General features: G+C 64.7%; 13 protein-coding genes. 9 read left to right on the top strand and 4 right to left on the bottom strand.

Features of this window, described 5'->3' with window-relative positions:
- Positions 1-11: 11 nt before the first annotated feature.
- Positions 12-1,253, bottom strand: a complete 1,242-nt coding sequence (locus AC5STI_RS14555; RefSeq protein WP_495447168.1) for a zinc-dependent metalloprotease family protein — start codon at positions 1,251-1,253, stop codon at positions 12-14.
- 333 nt (positions 1,254-1,586) lie between these two features.
- On the opposite strand from AC5STI_RS14555, the gene AC5STI_RS14550 reads away from it, so the two are divergent.
- Entirely contained in the window at positions 1,587-1,796 is a 210-nt protein-coding gene (locus tag AC5STI_RS14550) for a hypothetical protein (RefSeq protein ID WP_495447167.1), read from the top strand.
- A gap of 31 nt (positions 1,797-1,827) precedes the next feature.
- Here the strand turns inward: AC5STI_RS14550 and AC5STI_RS14545 are convergent, their stop codons facing one another.
- The gene (locus tag AC5STI_RS14545; RefSeq protein WP_495447166.1) at positions 1,828-2,676 is read right to left on the bottom strand and encodes an LOG family protein; all 849 of its coding nucleotides are present in this window, start codon (positions 2,674-2,676) and stop codon (positions 1,828-1,830) included.
- 147 nt (positions 2,677-2,823) lie between these two features.
- Between AC5STI_RS14545 and AC5STI_RS14540 the strand changes: the two genes are divergently transcribed.
- From AC5STI_RS14540 to AC5STI_RS14525, 4 genes are all read left to right on the top strand, one after another.
- On the top strand, positions 2,824-3,744 hold the full coding sequence (locus AC5STI_RS14540) for a threonine/serine dehydratase (RefSeq protein ID WP_495447165.1): 921 nt from the start codon (positions 2,824-2,826) through the stop codon (positions 3,742-3,744).
- Positions 3,745-3,782: 38 nt separating this feature from the next.
- On the top strand, positions 3,783-4,382 hold the full coding sequence (locus AC5STI_RS14535; RefSeq protein ID WP_495447164.1) for a GntR family transcriptional regulator: 600 nt from the start codon (positions 3,783-3,785) through the stop codon (positions 4,380-4,382).
- A 118-nt stretch (positions 4,383-4,500) separates the two neighbouring features.
- Entirely contained in the window at positions 4,501-5,328 is an 828-nt protein-coding gene (gene dapD, locus AC5STI_RS14530; RefSeq protein WP_475048857.1) for a 2,3,4,5-tetrahydropyridine-2,6-dicarboxylate N-succinyltransferase, read from the top strand.
- Between the two features lie 242 nt (positions 5,329-5,570).
- Positions 5,571-6,938 (top strand): formimidoylglutamate deiminase, encoded by a 1,368-nt coding sequence (locus AC5STI_RS14525; RefSeq protein ID WP_495447163.1) that lies wholly within the window; start codon positions 5,571-5,573, stop codon positions 6,936-6,938.
- Here the strand turns inward: AC5STI_RS14525 and AC5STI_RS14520 are convergent.
- Positions 6,935-7,468 carry a HutD/Ves family protein gene (locus AC5STI_RS14520; protein ID WP_495447162.1) on the bottom strand — a complete coding sequence of 178 codons (534 nt, stop codon included), beginning with the start codon at positions 7,466-7,468 and terminating at the stop codon, positions 6,935-6,937. The two genes, AC5STI_RS14525 and AC5STI_RS14520, sit on opposite strands and share 4 nt — an antisense overlap.
- A 136-nt stretch (positions 7,469-7,604) precedes the next feature.
- Between AC5STI_RS14520 and AC5STI_RS14515 the strand changes: the two genes are divergently transcribed.
- The gene (locus tag AC5STI_RS14515; protein WP_495447771.1) at positions 7,605-7,952 is read left to right on the top strand and encodes a DUF8846 family protein; all 348 of its coding nucleotides are present in this window, start codon (positions 7,605-7,607) and stop codon (positions 7,950-7,952) included.
- A gap of 9 nt (positions 7,953-7,961) precedes the next feature.
- Here AC5STI_RS14515 and AC5STI_RS14510 read toward each other — a convergent pair whose 3' ends face one another.
- Positions 7,962-9,017 (bottom strand): transporter substrate-binding domain-containing protein, encoded by a 1,056-nt coding sequence (locus tag AC5STI_RS14510; RefSeq protein ID WP_475048848.1) that lies wholly within the window; start codon positions 9,015-9,017, stop codon positions 7,962-7,964.
- 276 nt (positions 9,018-9,293) lie between these two features.
- Here AC5STI_RS14510 and dapE point away from each other — a divergent pair, with 276 nt between their 5' ends.
- The 3 genes from dapE to rnr are packed head-to-tail and all read left to right on the top strand — an operon-like array spanning position 9,294 to position 13,461.
- The gene (gene dapE, locus AC5STI_RS14505; protein ID WP_495447161.1) at positions 9,294-10,445 is read left to right on the top strand and encodes a succinyl-diaminopimelate desuccinylase; all 1,152 of its coding nucleotides are present in this window, start codon (positions 9,294-9,296) and stop codon (positions 10,443-10,445) included.
- 6 nt (positions 10,446-10,451) lie between these two features.
- Positions 10,452-11,132, top strand: coding sequence for a TIGR04282 family arsenosugar biosynthesis glycosyltransferase (locus AC5STI_RS14500; RefSeq protein ID WP_495447160.1), 681 nt, complete (start codon positions 10,452-10,454; stop codon positions 11,130-11,132).
- A gap of 55 nt (positions 11,133-11,187) precedes the next feature.
- Positions 11,188-13,461, top strand: a complete 2,274-nt coding sequence (gene rnr / locus AC5STI_RS14495) for a ribonuclease R (RefSeq protein ID WP_495447159.1) — start codon at positions 11,188-11,190, stop codon at positions 13,459-13,461.
- Positions 13,462-13,484: the final 23 nt, after the last annotated feature.

Below are 13,484 nucleotides of genomic sequence, written 5' to 3'. Positions count from 1 at the left end.
CCCGGTCTGCATCAGGTGAAAAGAAAGTGGTCTTCGGTGAGCGTGCCGGTGAACCCGGTAAGCTCGATCTCGATGTAACCGTAATAGCTGATCTGCGTGCTGCCGCCGCTTTGAGTGATCACCAGATCGCTGAACTCGTCCACGGCGGTGTTGGAAAACTCGATCCTGTCGGCGCCCCGCCCAAAGTCTGTAATCACTTCCTGTTCGTAGTAATCAGCCGATACAAACACAAAAGTGTCGGCGTGCTTGCCACCGGTCAGCTGGTCCGATCCGTCGCCACCGATCAGGCGGTCCCGGCCCCTGCCGCCGATGAGCGCATCATCACCACTCCCCCCTGAGAGCGTATCCCGGCCGCCGCCGCCGACCAGCTTGTCCGCTTCGTTTGTGCTGCCGGAATAGACCCCGTCATCCATGCCGCCGATCAGGACATCGGAGTCCTTACCGCCGATCAGCGTATCCTCGCCGTAGCCGCCGGTAAGGGTGTCCAGACCGGTGCCGCCGACCAGCTTGTCATCTGCCTCGCGGCCAATCAGCGTGTCATTTCCGCCGCGGCCCAAAATCTTGGTATTCTGGCCAACTGCCAAAACGGTTTCAGCGGCAGCGCTGGTGTCGATCACGACCTTGCCGCTGGACTTAACCTGCACGCTCCACTCTGCCACGTCCGCGCTGCCGCCGTAGATATGCTGCAGCGCCTGCAGGTCAAAGGTGCCCAGCTCTGTCACGTTGTACCCGGCATAAGTGTAGGTCATCACGGTGTTTTCCTGAGTGTCCAGGTGACCTGCCAGGGTGGGGTCGCCGTCATGCGGATGCTTCAACCCAAGCGCATGGCCGATTTCGTGCAGAACAGTCTCATAGCCGTAGGATCCAGGCATCATGTTGCTGCTTTGAATCGCCAGGCGGCCCTCGTTTGTTGAGTAGCTGCTGGCCCAGGGCAGATCCGCCCACCCTGCCGCCGAACCGCCGTCATAGCCGAAGACATTGATCATGGCGGGGCCGTCTGTCTCGGCGAAGATCACACCGGACGCTTCCTCGAACTCGGCCAGGGCCCGGCGGAAGTAGTCCCGCTGCTCGCTGTTAAACGACCAATACCTGGACGCCCCGTAAGGGTCGCTGCCTGCATCACCCAAGTCACTGCTGCTGGTGAAGCTGTAGGTTACAACAGTATTGGTTCCCAGGCCTGTCACGCTGTTCCAGCGGAAATTGCTGTTGGACGTGTACGCCAGTAGCGCCGTGTAGTCTGTAACTTCGGTCATCAAGCCTCTCCACTGTTCCACCGCCGGCAACTTTTTGTTTGGAATTGTGGCCAGGATTGGCCCGCTTCCGGGCGAAATCCGTTCCTTCCGGCAGTGTTCACTTTAGTTTGCACAACCGCGGCTGCATTTCAGTGAAAATCACACGCTGTGCTGCCGCCCGGAACTGCGGAACAAGGGCGGCCACCCGCAGGCGAGATGCTGCCGCAAGCTCTCTGTTGCCGGAAAGCACCAGTCAGCTGCCGCCCAATTTTTTCCCCAGACCGGCTCGAATTCCGCCATTTGCCGGGGACAGTTTCCAAATCATGGACAAATGTTTTGAAAGGTAATCATCTTATGGCACCGTCGGACAAACAGGCCCCGCCCGTTGACCCCAGCGTTCTGGAACTGATCCGCAGCGAGCGGCAAAAGGCGCTCAGCCCGCGGGAGTGGAAATTTCGCCTGCGCGGCTATGGATATGCTGTGAAAACCGTGGAAGGGACGCCGGTTCTCACCCGGCTGACCACCGGTGACGAAATCGGCACGCTGCCGCCGGAACTGGCCTGAGCCCGGCAACAGCGAAGGTCAGCAAGCGCGCTCAGCGCTCACGCCCGGGAAGGGAATCGCGCGGCGGCGCGGGCTCCCAATTGTCGATGATCTGCACCGCTTCCTGCGCTGTGTCGACAACACGGAACAGGTCCAGATCCTGATCCGAAATGGTGCCGGCATCGGCCAGCGCCTCCCAGTTGATTATCCTGTCCCAGAATTCCTTGCCGAACAGCAGGAAGGGCACCCGTTCCATCCGGCCGGTCTGGATCAGGGTCAGGCTCTCGAACAGCTCATCCAATGTGCCAAAGCCGCCCGGGAACACGCTGATCGCCCGCGCCCGCATCAGGAAGTGCATCTTGCGGATCGCGAAATAGTGGAAGTTGAAGCTGAGGTCCGGCGTCACATAGCCGTTGGGCGCCTGCTCATGCGGCAGCACGATCGACAGGCCGATGGAATGGCCGCCCGCATCCTGAGCGCCGCGGTTGCCGGCTTCCATCACACCGGGGCCGCCGCCAGTCACCACAACATTCTGCCGTCCGCCGCTCTGCTTTGACTTTTCCGTCATCAGCCGCGCGAATTCACGCGCCTCATCATAGAAATGCGACAGATCGGCCAGCGTCTGGGTGCGCGCCTGATCCTTGTGTTCCGGGTCCGGGATGCGGGCGCCGCCGAACATCACGATGGTGCTTTCGATACCGCGTTCGTTCAGCATCAGCTCCGGTTTCAGCAGTTCCAGCTGCAGACGCACCGGGCGCAGTTCCTCGCGGTACATGAAATCCTGGTCGGCGAACGCCAGACGGTAGGCAGGCGACCGTGTCTGCGGCGTGGCGGGCACATGCTCAGCCCGGTTCCGGTCGGTATGGGCATCGCTGAAACGGCTGTGGCGGTCTTCGGTCATGGGTAATCCAGGTAAAAATAACAGGACCTTCTTTGTAACCCTCCTTGGCCGTTAGCGCCAATCAAGAATGCATCAGAACGTGCCATTCCGCTTGCGTCCGGGTCCGGCGCGGCTAAGGTTCCGGCGCAGCAGGCAGGAGGGCACCGCATGGACTGGCAGAGGGAAATCACCGCAGCGGCAGAGCGCATCCGCCCCCATGTGCAGCGCACCCCGGTGATGCAGACGCAGGGCTTCGGGCTGCCGTTTCCGGTGGAGCTGAAGCTGGAGCACATGCAGCACACCGGCAGCTTCAAGGCCCGCGGCGCCTTCAACACGCTGCTGAGCCAGGAGGTGCCCGCGGCCGGGCTGGTTGCGGCCTCGGGCGGCAATCACGGCGCTGCTGCGGCCTATGCCGCGCACCAACTGGGGCACAAGGCGCGGATCTACGTGCCGGAGATGGCGGGACCCGCCAAGATTGCCCTGATCGAGCGCACCGGTGCCGACCTGCAGGTGGTGCCCGGCGCCTATGCAAATGCGCTGGAACAGGCGCAGGCTTACGAACAGGAAACCGGCGCCATGCAGGTGCACGCCTATGACGCGCCTGCCACCGTTGCGGGCCAGGGCACCTGTTTTGCGGAATGGCAGGCCCAGGGGCTAGAGGCCGATACCCTGCTGATCGCCGTCGGCGGTGGCGGCCTGATCGGCGGCGCACTGGCCTGGTTCCAACGCGCCCGGAAGATTGTCGCGGTGGAGCCGGAAACCTCCTGCGCGCTGAACGCGGCGCTGGCGGCCGGGCAGCCTGTCGACGTGGAGGTCTCCGGTGTGGCCGCCAACGCGTTGGGCGCCAAACGCATCGGCAGCATCTGCTTTGAGCTTGCGCCAACGCAGGGCATCACCTCTCTGACTGTGCCGGACAGCGCCATTACCGAAGCCCAGACGGCGCTCTGGCGCGAGCGGCGGATCCTGGTCGAACCTGCCGGCGCAACGGCGCTGGCGGCGCTGATGTGCGGCGTCTACCGGCCGGCACCGGGCGAGCAGGTGGCGGTGCTGATCTGCGGAGGCAACATCGCCCCGGATCCGCTGGGATAATCCTTGCGGGCCGAGAGCCGCCCCGGTATCGCCATTACATGTCTGCAACCATTGCCGATACGATCTACCAGGCGCTGAGCGAGCGCATCATCACCGGCAGCCTGCCTGCCGGGGAAAAGCTGCGCCAGGACCATATCGCCCGCGAGTTCGAGGCCAGCCACGTGCCAGTGCGCGAGGCGCTCTTGCGGCTGGAGGCGCATGGGCTGGCCAAATCCGAACCCCGCCGCGGCACAAGGGTCAGCGCGCTGGACCCGTCGGAGATCCGCGAAGTGATCGAGATGCGGGTGGCGCTGGAGGTGCTGGCCCTCACCCACGCCTTCGCCCGCCTGACTGCTGAGGATATCGAGGCCGCCGAGGCCGCCCGGCTGGCCTGCGACGCGGCAGAGGACATGGCCAGCTGGGAACGCCTGAACCGCGCCTTTCACCGGGTGATCCTGGCGCCCTGCGCGATGCCGCGGCTCTTGTCCTCGATCGACGATCTGCATATCGCCGCCGCCCGGCACCTGTTCGCAAACTGGCAGCACCAGTGGACCCGCCGGGTGGACGCCGACCACGCCGCCATTGTCAGCGCGATGACCCGCCGCGATCCCGCCGCCGCCTGCGAAATCCTGCGCCGCCACCTGCGCCGGGTGCGCTGAGCCGCTGGAACCCGGCAAAACGCCGTCGGGGGCGGCAATTTGGACGCAATCCGGACATGACCTGCAGTCAGATTGCCGCTATGAAGCTGCGACTCAAACCGATGCCGGAGGAACCCCCATGTCCAACGCCCAGCTGGAAGCAGCGATCGAAGCCGCCTGGGAGGCGCGCGACACCATCACCCCCGCCACCACCGGCGAACAGCGTGAAGCCATCGAAGACACCCTGAATGCGCTCGATTCAGGCAAACTGCGGGTAGCCGAGAAGCTGGAGAGCGGCGATTGGCATGTGAACCAGTGGGCCAAGAAGGCGGTGCTCTTGGGCTTCCGCATCAAGGACATGGAAATCCAGGAAGGCGGCCCGCAGGCCGGCGGCTGGTGGGACAAGGTCGACAGCAAATTTGCCGGCTGGGGCGAAGCAGACTGGAAATCCGCAGGCTTCCGCGCGGTGCCCAACTGCGTCGTCCGCAAATCCGCCTACATCGCGCCCGGTGCAGTGCTGATGCCCTCCTTCGTGAACCTCGGCGCCTACGTCGATGAGGGCACCATGGTCGACACCTGGGCCACCGTCGGCTCCTGCGCCCAGATCGGCAAGAACGTGCACCTGTCCGGCGGTGTCGGCATCGGCGGCGTGCTGGAACCGATGCAGGCAGGCCCCACCATCATCGAGGACAACTGCTTCATCGGCGCCCGTTCCGAGGTGGTCGAAGGCTGCATCGTGCGCGAAGGCTCGGTTCTGGGCATGGGCGTGTTCATCGGCAAGTCGACCAAGATCGTCGACCGCGAGACCGGCGAAGTGATGTACGGCGAAGTGCCGCCCTACTCCGTGGTTGTGGCGGGCTCTATGCCATCGAAAAACAACATCAGCCTCTACTGCGCGGTGATCGTGAAGCGCGTTGACGAGAAGACCCGCTCCAAAACCGGCATCAACGAACTGCTGCGCGACTGATCTGTGCCGCACTTCCGAACGACAGGAACGCGCCCTATCCGGGGCGCGTTTTTTTATTGGGGCTTTGCCCCAAACCCCAGGATATTTTTAGCCAGATGAAGACTGGATCCTCTATTCATCTGGCCTGGAAATATCCCGGGGTGAGGCCGCCAGGCCGAGGGGCAGCGCCCCTCCTGTGCAAAACCCTTGCCGCGCAATAAGCCTGCCGCTAATAGTATTACATCTACACATAAGAGGGTCATATGCAGACCATATTTGCCCAGCGCGCCCGCTTGCCCGAGAGGTGGGCAGAAAACATCCGGCTGACGGTTGAGGCCGGACGGATCTCCTCCCTGGAAACCGGTGCCACGCCGCAGGCAGGCGATAGGCGGGCGGACGTGCTGCTGCCATCGCTGGGCAATCTTCATTCCCACAGCTTCCAGCGCGCGATGGCCGGCATGACGGAATACCGCGCCGCCGGGAAGGACAGCTTCTGGACCTGGCGCGAGCTGATGTACCGCTTCATGGACCGCATCACTCCGGAACAGTACGAGGCCATCGCGGCGCTGGTGTTCATGGAAATGCTGGAATCCGGTTATGCCTCGGTGGGGGAGTTCCACTATGTCCACCACCAGCCGGGCGGCGGGCATTTCGCATCGATGACCGAGCTCAGCGAACGGGTGTTTGCCGCTGCCAGGCAGACCGGCATCGGCCTCACCCATTTGCCGGTGCTTTACACCTATGGCGGGGCTGAAAAACAGGCTCTGAACGGGGGACAGCAGCGGTTTGGCAATTCGGTTGCGGAATTTTCCGAGCTCGTCGCCCGCGCCCGGGACATTGCCGCACGGGACTTGCCCGAGGATGCCAGCGTTGGCATTGCGCCGCACTCTCTGCGTGCCACTTGCCCCGAGGATCTGGCGGAAGTGCTGCAGATCCAGAACGGGCTGCCGGTGCATATCCATATCGCCGAACAGCCCAAGGAAGTGGCAGATATCAGCGATTGGCTGGGGGCGCGGCCAGTTGAATGGCTGCTGGAGAACGCTCCCGTGGATGGAAAATGGTGCCTGATCCACGCCACCCATATGACCAGTGCCGAGACCATCGGCATGGCCCGCTCCGGCGCCGTTGCGGGTCTCTGCCCGATCACCGAGGCCAACCTGGGCGACGGGCCGTTCAACGGGGTGGAATACTTGGAACACAAGGGGGCGTTCGGGGTCGGATCAGACTCTAACGTGCGGATTTCGCTGCCGGAAGAGCTGCGGACGCTGGAATATTCCCAGCGGCTGCGCGACCTGGCGCGCAATGTGCTGTTGCCGGGCGAGGGCTCGGTGGGCGAGACGCTGTACCTGGGCGCGGCCAAAGGCGGGGCGCAGGCCATGGGGCGCGATGCCGGGCGGATCGAGGAAGGCGCGCTGGCGGATCTGGTGGCGATTGACAGCGGCGCGCCCGCTCTTTGCGCACTTAAGCCGGAGCAGCTGCTGGACGGCCTCTGCTTTGCCGCGGGCGATGACACTGTGACAGACGTTTGGAGTGCCGGCCGCCATGTCGTGCAGCAGGGCCGCCACATCGCGCGGGACAGCGTGGTTGCAGGCTACAAGATGGCCGTCAAAGAGCTTCTGAGCAGTCTCTAAACAGGCAGAAACCGCACCTGGATAACAGCGCCGCCGCCGGTGACCAGCGCGCCGGCGGCGCCCTCAGTCACGATACCCTCTCCGGGGCCAAGACGGTCTGTGCCTGCCATGTCCAGGCTGCCGGAGACCACGAACAGCACTTGCCGGCTCTCCGCATCCGGAACCGGGCCCTCCGCCAGAACTCTGGGGTCTGCCGTCACTTGTGCCGGGTCGTAGATCACGTTGAACGCCCTGCAGGGCCCGTCGCGCAAGCGGCAGTCCAAATCCGCTCCGCCATCGAAGCACAGGGGCTGCAGCGGCCGGGCCTCCAGCCGAGTGCGGCCGTCCGACAGGGTGTGGCCGGCGCCTTCGACAATGCAATGGATGCGAGCGAGACCCGGAAAGGCGGAAAACGGGCCGCTTTGGGCGATATCCGCGAGGCTCAGGCGCCAGACCATCCGGTCGTCTTCGTTGTGCACGGCCAGTTCGCGGGTCACGCCGCCACCGTTCTTCCACGGCACGGCCCGGGCAGTGAGAGCGGAGATGCGCATCGGGCTGTCCTTTTGCCATTCGGATAAGCCCAGCCATAAAGCGGAGAGGTGAAATACCGCAAGCCTTCCGTTTCCCGATCATTCCACCCGCGCTATTTGATTGACCATCCCCCTGCCCCGGCGTTATGGCGGCGGCATGGAAAAGAAGAAACCCTCCCGCCAGCAAGTCTATACCCTGCTTGTCCAGATCGGCCGCAAGGACGGGGACGGCCTGCCCGACGGCGCCACCGGTGCGGCGCTGATGATCTACGCCTCCGGCGTGGACGAGGCCGAGGCGGTGCGCGAGACCGTGGCGATCCTCAAACAGGCCGATACCGCGCCGCTGGATGTCACCGGATACGGCACGCTGGAAGAGCGCGAAACCGAAGGCCACGAGATTGGTGACGAGGAACGTGCGCTGATGCAGCGGGCGCTGGAGGAAAACGCGGTAATCGTTGCGCAGATGAATCCGTTCTTCGACGGCGAGGAGCCGGTATTTCACTAACGGCAGGCCTCAGTTCTGGCTGCCGAACCATTTGCGGTAAAGGGCGTCATAGCTGCCGTCCTCCTGCATCGCCAGCAGTGCCTGGTTGACCTCCTCCACCAGCGGCGAGCCGGCCGGGAACACCAGGCCGTAGTTTTCGCGCAGGAAGGGCTGGCCGATGGTCTCACCAAAGCGGTGGCCGCCCTGCTGGACGTAGTAATTCAGCACAGGCGCATCGAAGACCACCGCCGTCACATCGCCGCGCTCGAACCCTGCCAGCATGTCCTCCAACCCGGCATAGGCGGAGTAGTCGATCTCGCGCCGGTTCAGGAACCCGGCGGCAGTGGAGCCTTCGATGGTGCCCACGGACTTGCCGTACAGATCGTTCACCGAATTGACCGAGCCGCTGATCGCCTCCACCGTCATCACCGCGGTGATCTTGGCGACAAAGACCGAGACGATGAACAGCGAAGACACCACCAGCACCACGCCGAACATGCGGCCCACGGGCGTGCGCGGCACCCGTTCCTCGAAACCGCCGTTCACCACCAGGTTCAGCGCCCACCAGAAGGAGGGAAACCACGCCTCTTTCAAGGGGCGGTCGAAATAGGGCTGGGCGCGGCGCTCGAAGGCCCACATCACCATACCGCCGCCGAACAGCAGCAGGAAGGCGATGCCGATGGCCGCGGCCAGGTCCCACGACAGCAGCGCCCGCAGCAGCGACGGCTGGCGGATTTCATCGGCCTGCACCATGATCTGGAGACCGCTTTCGAAAATCGGATGGCTGAAGTCCATCACCACTTCGCGCGAGGCGGTGATCGAGATATTGGCGGCGGCCAGGTCGGCCTCGCCGCTGCGCACCCCGTCCAGCATGTCCGAGAAACTGCCGGTGCGGCTGATGCGGTACTCCCAATCCAGACGTTCTGCCAGGACCTTGAGGAGCTCCAGCGAAAAACCGGTGTCGCGCCCCTCCTCCACCATCGAAAACGGCGGCCGGGTGACGGTATTCACCGTAAGGACCTGCGCAGACAGCAGTTGCCCCCACAGCAGGAAAATGGCAGCGGTGATCAGGCGGAGGTACAGCACGGGAACGCTCGGATGGGCCTCTTGGAAGGTTTTAACGTCCTTAGGCGGTTCGCCTTTTTCACGCAAGCGCCTTGGCGCGAACGGTCTAAAGGGTGTTGCACAGGCGTACAGGCACAGCAGTGCGGCCTGCTTGCGCCGGGACCTAGCAGACGCGCCGGTTGGGTAAACCCTTGCACGACCGCAGCTTAAGCGCCGTGCCCGTTGGCGCTGGCGTGAATTGCACCGCCTGCCGATCCGCGCTAGGCGTGTGGCCAACCGATCTTCAGGAGCCATACGATGCCGCAGACCGATCCCGCCCGCCTGACCGCCGATCTGATCCGCTGCCCTTCGGTCACGCCGGCAGAAGGCGGCGCGCTGGTGCTGCTGGAAAACCTGCTGAGCAGCGCCGGATTTGAGTGCACCCGCACCGACCGCGGAGACGTCTCCAACCTGTTCGCCCGCTGGGGCGCCAAGGGGCACGCCAAGACCTTCGGCTTCAATGGCCATACCGATGTGGTGCCCTTGGGGGATGAGGCCGCCTGGACCATGCCGCCCTTTGGCGCGGAGGAGAAAGACGGCTTTATGTACGGCCGCGGTGCCACCGACATGAAATCGGGGGTAGCCGCCTTTGCCGCTGCCGCCATTGATTTCGTCAAGGAAACGCCGCCGGACGGGTCCATCATCCTGACCATCACCGGCGACGAGGAAGGCGATGCGGTGGACGGCACCACCGCGCTGCTGGACTACATGGAGCGCGAAGGCGAGCAGATGTCGGTTTGCCTGGTGGGCGAACCCACCTGCCCCAACGAGATGGGTGAGATGATCAAGATCGGCCGCCGCGGATCGCTCACCGCCTGGTTCACGGTGACCGGTGTGCAGGGGCATTCTGCTTATCCGCACCGGGCCAACAACCCGCTGAACGCAATGGCGCGCCTGATGGACCGGCTGGCCAGCCATGAGCTGGACCAGGGCACCGAGCATTTCGACGCCTCCACCCTGGCCGTCGTCACCATCGACACCGGCAACACAGCCACCAACGTGATCCCGGCACAAAGCCGCGCCACCGTGAACATCCGGTTCAACGACGCCCATTCCGGCGCCAGCCTGACGGATTGGCTGCAGGATGAGGCGGACAAGGTCGCCGCGGAGTTCGGGCTGGAGATCGGGATGAAGGTGAAGATCTCCGGCGAGAGCTTCATCACCCCGCCCGGCGCACTGTCGGATCTGGTCGCACAGGCGGTGGAGGCGGAGACGGGGCGCAAGCCGGAGCTGTCCACCACCGGCGGCACCTCGGACGCGCGCTTCGTTAAGAACCACTGCCCGGTGGTGGAGTTCGGACTGGTCGGCAAGACGATGCATCAGGTGGACGAGCGGGTCGAGGTCACGCAGATTCATCAGCTGAAGACCATCTATGCCCGCATCCTGCAGGACTATTTTGCCAAGGCGTGACTTCACGTGAAACGCACCCTGGTGATCATGGTCAAGGAGCCGCGGCCGGGACGGGTGAAGACCCGCTTGGGCCGGGATATCGGCGTGATCCCGGCCACTTGGTGGTTCCGGCATCAATCCGCCCGGCTGATCCGGCGTCTGCACGACCCACGCTGGCAGATCGTGCTGGCGGTGGCCCCGGACCGGGCAGTGAGCTCAAAGGCCTGGCCCGCTGACATGCCACGCTTGCCGCAAGGCAGCGGCGACCTCGGGCAGCGGATGAAGCGGATGCTCATAACAGCTTCAGGTATTCAACCGTCTGGCTCGGCCGCAGGCCGGGCCGCGCCCGACCCTCCCCCTGGGAGAGCGCTTACGCACCCGCCCAAGGTCAGGCGCGCCCCTACACATGTCAGCTCCCCCGTCTGCCTGATCGGTGCCGATATCCCCGGCATCACCCGCGCCCATATCGCCCGCGCCTTTGCCGCGCTTGGCGATCATGACGCGGTCTTTGGCCCCGCAGATGACGGCGGCTACTGGCTGGTGGGCGCCAAACATCCCGCTCGTCTGCCCAATGGCCTGTTCGGCAATGTCCGCTGGTCCACTGAACACGCGCTGGCCGACACGCTGCGGACCCTGCCCGGCTGGCGCATCGCCCTGACCGATACCCTGCGCGACGTCGACACCGGCGCCGATCTGCCGCCGCGCTGACTGCTCTGCACGCTTTTCATCATGACGCCGCCCCGCCGCCGTGCTACGCGAAGGTATGAGCCGTATTCCCTCCAAGGCCGAAATCCTCGACTGGATCTCCGCCAACCCGACCCATACCTCCAAGCGCGACATCGCCAAGGCCTTTGGCATCAAGGGCGCGGACCGCATCGACCTCAAGCGCATCCTCAAGGAGCTGGAGGCGGAAGGGCATTTGCAGAAGCGCAAGAAAACCTACCGCGACCCGGACCAGCTGCCGCCGGTGACGGTGCTGCAGGTGAAGGCGCCGAACGAGGATGGCGACCTGTACGGGCGTCCGCTGGAATGGCATGGCGAGGGCGTGGAGCCGATCATTCTGATCCTGCCCAAGGCCTCCGACCCGGCCCTGGGCGAAGGCGACAAGATCCTGGTGAAGCTGCAAGCGGTGCCGGATCAGGACCACAACTTCGAGGCCCGGCTGATCCGCCGGATTGGAACCAACGCAAAACGGGTGCTGGGAATCTTCCGCGCAGGGTCCGAGGGCGGGCGGATCGTGCCGATCGACAAAGCCGCATCATCCGAATGGATGGTGGCCCCGGATGCCATCAATGGCGCCAAGGACGGGGAGCTGGTCGAGGCGGAACAGGCCGGCCCCAAGGGCCGCCTGGGCCTGCCGCGCGCCCGCATCGTGGAACGGCTGGGCGACCCCGCCGCACCCAAGGCGGTGTCGCTGATCGCCATTCATCAGCACGGCATTCCCGACCACTTCCCCGACAAGGTGATGGCAGAGGCCGACGCGGCCAAGCCGATGGGCCTGAAAGGCCGCGAGGATCTGCGCGAGCTGCCGCTGGTCACCATCGACCCGGCGGACGCGCGCGACCATGACGACGCCTGCTATGCCCATGCCGATGACGATCCCAAGAACCCGGGCGGCCATGTGATCTGGGTGGCGATTGCCGATGTTGCGGCCTATGTGCGCCCGGGCTCGGCACTCGACCGCGAGGCGCGCAAGCGCGGCAACTCCAGCTATTTCCCCGACCGGGTGGTGCCGATGCTGCCGGACCGGCTGTCGGGCGATCTGTGCTCCTTGCACGAAGGGGTGCCGCGCGCCTGTATTGCCGTGCGGATGCAGGTGGATGCCGAGGGCAACAAGCTGTCGCACACGTTCGTGCGCGGGCTGATGCGCTCTGCCGCCTCGCTGAATTACGCCGAAGTGCAGGAGGCACAGGACGGCAGCCCGAACGACAAGACCGCGCCGCTGCTGGACGATGTGATCAAGCCGCTGTTTGCCGCATATAAGGCTTTAACAAGGGCAAGAGCCGCGCGCGAGCCGCTGGATCTGGACCTGCCGGAACGCAAGATCGTGCTGGATGACGACGGCCATGTCACCTCGGTCGCCTTCCGCGACCGGCTGGATGCGCACAAGCTGATCGAGGAGTTCATGATCCTCGCCAATGTTGCCGCTGCCGAGACGCTGATCCAGAAACGCTCGCCGCTGCTGTTCCGGGTGCATGAGGAACCGGCGCCCGAGAAGCTGGAGGCGCTGCGGGAAACCGCGCGCGCGGCCGGGCTCAACCTGGCCAAGGGGCAGGTGCTGCAGACCCGGCATCTGAATGCGCTGCTCAATCACGCGGCGGGCACGGATGATGCGGAGCTGATCAACATCTCCACCCTGCGGTCGATGCAGCAGGCCTATTACAACCCGGAGAACTTCGGCCACTTCGGCCTGGCGCTGCGCAACTACGCGCATTTCACCTCGCCGATCCGCCGCTATGCCGACCTGATCGTGCACCGCTCGCTGGTCTCGGCCCATGGCTGGGGGGATGACGGCCTGACGGAGGAGGAGATCGAACGGCTGGAGGAGACCGCCACCCATATCTCCGACACTGAGCGGCGCTCGATGATTGCGGAGCGGGACACCACCGACCGCTACCTCGCCTCCTACCTGAGCGAGCGGGTCGGCAATGAGTTCGAGGGCCGGATCAGCGGCATCGCGCGCTTCGGCGCCTTTGTGAAGCTGGATGAGACCGGCGCCGACGGGCTGGTTCCGGTGCGCTCAATCGGGCGGGAGTTCTTTCATTTCGACCCGCAGGCCGGCACGCTGTCCGGGTCCGACACCGGTTTGACCATTGCGATCGGCCAGCGGGTGACAGTACGGCTGACCCAGGCCGCGCCGGTGACCGGCGGGCTGGAGCTGGAACTGCTGGCGCTGGAGGATGCGCCAATGCCATCCGGAGGCGGTCAGCGCGGCCGCCGCAGCCCGGCAGGCCGGACCGTGAAACGCAAGGCGGCCAAATCCAAGCTCAAGGCCGCCAAGGTCAAGCGCAAAGTGGAACGCAAGCGGCGGAAATAAGCGGCTGTCCCCGCGGGGACAGC

The sequence above is a fragment of the Leisingera sp. CC-HEC096 genome, from assembly GCF_059429235.1.
The sequence above is the reverse complement of the archived record's forward strand: the minus strand, read 5'-3'. Positions and strand labels throughout refer to the sequence as shown.

Coding starts and splice junctions, on each gene's coding strand:
- rnr (WP_495447159.1), top strand. CDS start 11,188: ATGAGCCGTATTCCCTCCAAGGCCGAAATCCTCGACTGGATCTCCGCC.
- AC5STI_RS14535 (WP_495447164.1), top strand. CDS start 3,783: ATGTCTGCAACCATTGCCGATACGATCTACCAGGCGCTGAGCGAGCGC.
- dapD (WP_475048857.1), top strand. CDS start 4,501: ATGTCCAACGCCCAGCTGGAAGCAGCGATCGAAGCCGCCTGGGAGGCG.
- dapE (WP_495447161.1), top strand. CDS start 9,294: ATGCCGCAGACCGATCCCGCCCGCCTGACCGCCGATCTGATCCGCTGC.
- AC5STI_RS14525 (WP_495447163.1), top strand. CDS start 5,571: ATGCAGACCATATTTGCCCAGCGCGCCCGCTTGCCCGAGAGGTGGGCA.
- AC5STI_RS14550 (WP_495447167.1), top strand. CDS start 1,587: ATGGCACCGTCGGACAAACAGGCCCCGCCCGTTGACCCCAGCGTTCTG.
- AC5STI_RS14515 (WP_495447771.1), top strand. CDS start 7,605: ATGGAAAAGAAGAAACCCTCCCGCCAGCAAGTCTATACCCTGCTTGTC.
- AC5STI_RS14520 (WP_495447162.1), bottom strand. CDS start 7,468: ATGCGCATCTCCGCTCTCACTGCCCGGGCCGTGCCGTGGAAGAACGGT.
- AC5STI_RS14540 (WP_495447165.1), top strand. CDS start 2,824: ATGGACTGGCAGAGGGAAATCACCGCAGCGGCAGAGCGCATCCGCCCC.
- AC5STI_RS14555 (WP_495447168.1), bottom strand. CDS start 1,253: ATGACCGAAGTTACAGACTACACGGCGCTACTGGCGTACACGTCCAAC.
- AC5STI_RS14545 (WP_495447166.1), bottom strand. CDS start 2,676: ATGACCGAAGACCGCCACAGCCGTTTCAGCGATGCCCATACCGACCGG.